Origin of the sequence: Roseateles sp., assembly GCF_031397715.1 — a bacterium.
Taxonomy (GTDB): Bacteria; Pseudomonadota; Gammaproteobacteria; order Burkholderiales; family Burkholderiaceae_C; genus Paucibacter_A.
In genome coordinates, this window is sequence record NZ_JANNMI010000476.1 from 1 (window position 1) to 6,048 (window position 6,048).

At 63.9% G+C, this 6,048-nt stretch carries 7 protein-coding genes; 2 read left to right on the forward strand and 5 right to left on the reverse strand.

The genetic code is table 11. The features are described from left to right. The 5 genes from RMO57_RS22060 to RMO57_RS21110 all read right to left on the reverse strand — a co-directional run. A partial coding sequence (locus tag RMO57_RS22060; RefSeq protein WP_414896470.1) for a cobalamin B12-binding domain-containing protein occupies positions 1–172 on the reverse strand: 172 nt, incomplete at its 3' end. A gap of 167 nt (positions 173–339) precedes the next feature. Beyond that, entirely contained in the window at positions 340–1,575 is a 1,236-nt protein-coding gene (locus tag RMO57_RS21095) for an HD-GYP domain-containing protein (RefSeq protein WP_310390013.1), read from the reverse strand. Between the two features lie 131 nt (positions 1,576–1,706). After that, positions 1,707–3,329: a GDYXXLXY domain-containing protein gene (locus RMO57_RS21100; protein ID WP_310390014.1), complete on the reverse strand. Its 1,623-nt coding sequence runs from the start codon at positions 3,327–3,329 to the stop codon at positions 1,707–1,709. Beyond that, complete coding sequence (locus RMO57_RS21105) at positions 3,326–4,327, reverse strand: DUF2157 domain-containing protein (protein WP_310390015.1); 1,002 nt, start codon at positions 4,325–4,327, stop codon at positions 3,326–3,328. The genes RMO57_RS21100 and RMO57_RS21105 overlap by 4 nt, the downstream gene beginning before the upstream one ends. Before the next feature lie 53 nt (positions 4,328–4,380). Continuing rightward, positions 4,381–4,596 (reverse strand): YgdI/YgdR family lipoprotein, encoded by a 216-nt coding sequence (locus RMO57_RS21110; protein ID WP_310390016.1) that lies wholly within the window; start codon positions 4,594–4,596, stop codon positions 4,381–4,383. A 144-nt stretch (positions 4,597–4,740) separates the two neighbouring features. Between RMO57_RS21110 and RMO57_RS21115 the strand changes: the two genes are divergently transcribed. Together RMO57_RS21115 and RMO57_RS21120 are read left to right on the forward strand one after the other, a co-directional pair. Further along, the gene (locus tag RMO57_RS21115) at positions 4,741–5,379 is read left to right on the forward strand and encodes an ANTAR domain-containing response regulator (protein ID WP_310390018.1); all 639 of its coding nucleotides are present in this window, start codon (positions 4,741–4,743) and stop codon (positions 5,377–5,379) included. 257 nt (positions 5,380–5,636) lie between these two features. Then, a partial coding sequence (locus tag RMO57_RS21120; RefSeq protein ID WP_310390020.1) for an ABC transporter substrate-binding protein occupies positions 5,637–6,048 on the forward strand: 412 nt, incomplete at its 3' end.

Genomic DNA, 6,048 nt, shown 5'->3' on the forward strand with positions numbered 1-6,048 from the left:
AGCGGTTGTGGCCCAGGTGGATCACCTCGACGCCCATGCCTTGCAGGATGCGCCGCATGATGTTGATGGCGGCGTCGTGCCCGTCAAACAAACTGGCGGCCGTCACAAAACGCACCTTGTGGGTGGGGCGATAGTTGGCGAGGGCCTTGTATTCAGCGGACAAATCGGTCATGGCGGGTCTCCAGCGGCAGCAGCTAACGGCATCCGGCATGCCGGTTTGTAGCAGCAAAATTTCGTCGATTCTAGGGTCTGATTGACGTTTACGTAAACGTCAATTTACTGAGTCACGGAAATTTCGCTGGGCAATTAAATGAACCTGACCCCATTTAAAAAAGCCGCTCAGGGACTGACGGGCTGCTGCCAGAGATCGTCCAGATAGCTGAAGCCCCAGTCTGAAGGGCTCTCGCGGCTGACGATCTTGTCGCGGCTGCCGGGGTGCGAGAGGTCGAGGGTCAGCACCGGGATCGGCATGCTGGCACGGGTTGAATAGAACACCCGCACGACGGGCGCGGCCAAGCTGGCCGCGTTCATCTCGGTGACGACGGCCAAGCGGCCCGATTCCAGCTTGACCAGGCTGCCGACCGGATAGATGCCCACGCCTTTCACGAAGGCCCTGAACACCACCGGGTCGAAATGGCCGCCGGACCATTGCGCCATGCGCTGGATCGAGCCGGCCGGGTCCCAGGCTTCTTTGTAAGGCCGGGTCGAGGTAATGGCGTCATAGACATCACAGACCGCGCCCATGCGGGCCAGCAGGCTGATCTGCTCGCCCTTGAGCTTTTGGGGGTAGCCGCTGCCGTCCATTTTTTCGTGGTGATGCAGGCAGACATCCAAGGCGCTGGCCGGCACCGAGGCGCCGGCCTGGAGCATCTGATAGCCGCGCAGCGGGTGCGAGCGGATCACATTGAATTCGGCGTCACTGAGCTTGCCGGGTTTGTTCAACACGTCCATCGGCATGGCCATCTTGCCGATGTCGTGCAGCAGGCCGGCCAGGCCGGCCGCGCGGGTTTGCGCTTCGCTCAAGCCCAGTTGCTTGGCCAAAGAGACCATCAGCGCGCACACCGCCACCGAGTGCATATAGGTGTAGTTGTCCTTGGTCTTGAGCCGCGCCAAGCTGATCAACGCCGAAGGATTGCGCGCCACCGAGTTGCTGATTTCTTCGACGATGGGCAGGCATTGCTCGGCGTCCAAAGCCTTGCCGAGTCTGGCCTCGCCGAACATGGAAATGACCGCCGCGCGTGAGCGGTTCACCAGCACGTTGGCACGGGTCATTTCGGCCGCCATGCTGACGGGCGAACGCGCATCGGGGGGCTTGGGGGTGGGAACTGCCGCCGGCTCGGCCGCTGCGGGACTAATTGGCGCCGAGGCTGCGGCCGGCGCCGCGTCGCTGACGTCCAGGCCGCGCCCGACATCAATCCAGAGCATGGGCACGCCGCTGCTCCGCAAGGCCTGCAAGTCGGCCGGCTCTTGCAGCAAGAATTTGGTCTTCCAAAACGGATGAGCCAGCCAAGAGCCTTCCAGCGACTGGATAAACATGCCAAGTTGGACTTGTTGAACGGAGATTTTCTTCAGCATCAAAAAAAGTCCGGTGCTCGCGCCTGTTCGCTATTCCAAAGAAAGGTCATCGGCAACAAGGGCAAATAAATGAACCTGACCCCATTTAATGAGGGCAAATAAATGAACCTGACCCCATTTAATGACCCCATTTAGAACTCGATGCGCTTGAGTTCGGCGTCGGCCAGTCCGACCAGCAGGGCTTGGCCACCCGGGCGAACCCTGAATTCGCCGTATTTGGCTGCTTGCCAACGCGCACCATCGCCTTCGCGGAAGAACCAGGCGTCGCTGACCAGGGTCCAGCCGCCGTTTCTCGGGCTCAATTCCATCAATTGCTCTTCTGCGGCCAGCGCCGTACCCGGTTCATGCAAGCGCTGCACCAGCGCGACCCCGCGTGCGTCAACTTTCATCACCACGTGGGGCCGTGCCGCGCCGAGCCGGTAGAAATTGGCCGCCTTGATGTCGGAGCCTAAGTCGTAACTCAGGCGCATAAAGTCGCCCTGCATCAGCGAGCGTGGGTCAACCGGCGCCAGCGCGACAAAGAGCGGCCGGCCTTCGCTGATCAGGCGCTGCTTTTGCCAGATGCCGCTGTTGACGACGGCCAGGCCCAACAAGCTCGCGCTCAAAAGCCAGGCGGCGCCGGGCATGCGGCGCGGTTGCAGGCCGGCGCTGTCGGCTCTGTCGGCGCTTGCCGGCATGCGTTGACCCCGCGCCGCAAGCCCGGCGATCAAAGCCAGCAAGGCGGCCGCGCCCACCAACACCGCCGCCTTGGCGCTCAATGTCCAGCTGAGTTGGTAGTAAGACGCCCCCAGCACCCACAGGGCGGCCAGCGCACAGGCGCAAGCCAGCTGCCAGCGTCGCGTGCTGCAGGTGTAAGCCAGCGCCAGAATGATGGCACCCAAGGTCGGCAGCCAAGCGCAAAGTCCCGCCAATATCAGCGCCACGGCAAGCGAGAGGGGCCGCCGCAGATCCGGCCAAGCGCGAGCGGCCAGTGCGAAGCCGAGCGAGGCGCAGGCGACCGAGGCGGCCGGGTAGGCCCAGACCCAGAGCCAACTTCTATCTTGGCTCGGTGGCTGAGCCCACATGTGTTGATCCAGACCGCTGATGAAGGCCAGGCCAAAGAGCAGCATCGTCAGCCAGCCTGCGGCAATGGCCTCCAGCCATGCCGCCTTGCCGGCATGCCGAGCTTGCAGCCCATGCCGCTGCTGCCAAAGCAATGCCAGCAGCCAATCCAGCAAGGCGATGTGCAAGACCAACCAGGGTGTGCGCGAGGTGTCGAGGAAGTAGCCGATCGCAGGCTGCAGCGCCAGGCCAAAGAAGACCAAGGCCGCCGCGCCCAGCAACACACGCAGCCAAGCTTTGGCAATCGCCAGCGCCAGCCCTAGACAGCCGAACAGCAGCAGGGCCGAGGCCAGCGATTCGTGCACATCACGGTACAGACCCAGGCACAAAGTCAGCGCGCCGCTCAGCAGCAGCGGCAGGGCCAATTGCTCGACAAACAAGGCCGCCGAGTTGGCGCGCAAGATGATGCTCGCCGCCACCAGCAGCAGGCCGCCGACGAGATAGGCGCCGCCTCCCTGCGTCAGCGTCGGCCCCAGCAGCAAATAGATGCCGATCAGCAGCGGCACGGCCGCCAACCAGGCGCCCAGCGCCGTCAGCAGCAGCAGCGACCAGGGGCGCTCGGCGGCAGTGGGCAAGGCCGCCGAGCTCGGCAGCAAGCCGGCCGCGACCGCGCGCTGCAGCAGTTGCGCCGGCGTCGGTTCTGCTGTGTTCATTGGGCTGCCCCGATTGGGCCGGCGTGGTGGCGAGCGAGCCGCATCAGGCCGCTGACGCTGGCCGCCAGCAGCAGCGCCGCAAACGCCCCGAGCAGCAGCAGCCGCAGCGGATCGTCGCTGAGCGAGCCATTGCCCAGGCTCAGCCAATGTGCGACGCCGAACACCAGCAGCGTGTTCAACCCGAAGGCCAGGATGCTCAGCTGAGCCATGTCAAAGCCTGGCGAGCGGCGGGCGACCAGCGCGGCAGCCCCCAGCCCCAGGATCAGACCGAGCCAGTACTGCGGCATCACCTCGGCACCCAGCAAGCCAGTCAGCGCGACGGCGCTGACGAAGGCGGTGGCCAGACCCATCGCAAAGCGCAGCGTGAGCAGGCCGGCACCGGTCTGCCGGCGGCACAAGGGACCTAGCAAGAACAGCATCAAGGTCACCGCGCCAAAAGCCAGCGCTTGCACCCGCAATTCATCGCCTTGGCTGGCCGGCAGCGCGCTCCAGCGCCCGCCTAAATGGGTGTCCATCCACAGCGCAATCGCCGCCGTCACGATGGCCGCCCAGGGCGCCCACAAGACATCGGAGCGCGCACCCAGGCACAGCGGCAGGCCCAAAGCGGCCCAGAGCGCAAAGAGCTGCCAAGTGTCGGCACCGGTTTGGTAGGTCTGGCCAAAAAAAGCCAGCAATCCGCCCAAGCTCAGCAGGCACAGCAAGGCCAGGGCCGGTCTAGCCTTTGGCCAGAAAGAGGCCGCCAGGGCGCTGCACAGCAGCAAGGTTTGCAGCAGCGCAAATCGAGGCATCCGCCCCAGCTCGCTCCAGTTGGCCGCCACCCACATCAACAGGCCCAGGCCGCCTAAGCCGGCCGCCAACAGTGCCGTGCCGCGCAGCACGAGCTGGCTCAAATTGTGCGGCTGCTCATGCAAGCCGGCCAGGCGCTGCAGCTGCGCCGCCTGTTGTGCGTCCAAGCCGTGCTTGGAACTGAGTTGCAGGAGCAGCAATCGTGTTTTCATGGGTACAAATGATAAGGGCGGCCAAGCCGCCCTCACTGAGAAGAGCCCAGGCTTTAGCGCTCCATGATCTGGACCACTTCGCTCTTCATGATGGTCAGGCGCTTGCCCTCGGTATCGCGGTACTCATAGCTGCCGGCCTTCTCGTTGTAGTCGGGTTTGCCATCCGCGACGATCATGCGGCCTTCCTTGGTGCTGATGATGTATTGGGTGGAACTGCAGCCGGCCAGCGTGGCGAGCAGGGCTAAACAGATAGGGGCACTGAATTTCATGGCTTGATCTCCTGTTGAAGTTCGAGGTTGAACGCCGATCTGCGAGCACCGGCTGCGCTCAGTATTCCATGGCGGCAAGGCGTTAGCAAATCATCGACTTCTTCGGCATGAATATTGCATCAACATGTGGACTCAGCCCTATTTATGCAAAAGCCTATCAAACCCAGCCCCGACCAGCCCGGCCCCGCCCAGGGCCTGCGCGTGCTGCTGATCGACGACGGCGCGCACCGCGTGCAGCTGATCTCGCAGGAGTTGGCGCGCCAGGGCTGCGAGGTGGTCGGCGTGATCGAGCAGGGCGCGCTGATCCATGACTGCGTGCTGCGCCTGAAGCCCGATGTGGTGATCGTCGACAGCGAGTCGCCGACCCGCGACACCTTGGAGAACTTGGCCACCTTGTCGGTGCAGATGCCGCGCCCGGTGGTGGTGTTTTCGGAGGATGGCGACCAGGCGACGATGCGCCGCGCGCTGCAAGCCGGCGTCAGTGCCTATGTGGTGGCGGGCCTGCAGCCGGAGCGGCTGGCCTCGGTGCTGCAGGTGGCCTGCCTGCGCTTCGAGCAAGACCTGGCCCTGCGCCAGGAGCTGACGCAGGCACAAGCGCAGTTGAGTGGGCGCAAGATCATCGAGCGGGCCAAGGGCATCTTGATGGCGGAGCTGAGCCTGGATGAAGACGCGGCCTACAAGCGCATGCGGCGGCTGGCGATGGACCGCGGCGCGCCCTTGCTCGATGTGGCCGAACGCATCATTGATGCGCAGGCCTTGCTGCGCTGCACCAAATTGGGTTGATTCCCGCCCGGCGCGCCTTTAAAGCGTGCGCAAGCCGCCCGCCAGCGGCGTTTTCAGGCTGGCACGACTCCTGCTAAATAGTCCTTGAGGCCTGCAACGGCGTGGGTCACTCAAGCAAATAGAAAGATAGATCGACGGACAACGGCGTCCGACCGCGTTGCGGCTTCTCTGAGGGAAGTTGCAGCCGGTCGAGGCGCCTTTTTGTTTTCTGACTGGAGATATTGATGAGCAAGAGCCTGCAACTCAACGGAGGTTTGATGAGCACAGAACGTCGCAAACTGCTGACCGGCGCCGCCGCCGGCGCGGTCACAGGTCTTGCCAGCGCGCTGCCCGGTGGTGCCTGGGCCGCCGGCTCCGACAAGCCCGAAAAGGAAGAGGTCCGCATCGGCTTCATCCCCCTAACGGATTGCGCCAGCGTGGTGATGGCCTCGGTCCTGGGCTTCGACAAGAAGTATGGAGTGAGGATCATCCCGACCAAGGAAGCCTCCTGGGCCGGCGTGCGCGACAAGCTGGTCAACGGCGAGCTCGATATGGCGCATGCGCTCTACGGCATGATCTACGGCGTGCACCTGGGTGTGGCCGGCCCCAAGAAAGACATGGCCGTCTTGATGACGCTGAACAACAACGGCCAGGCGATCACGCTGTCCAAGAAGCTGGCCGACAAGGGCG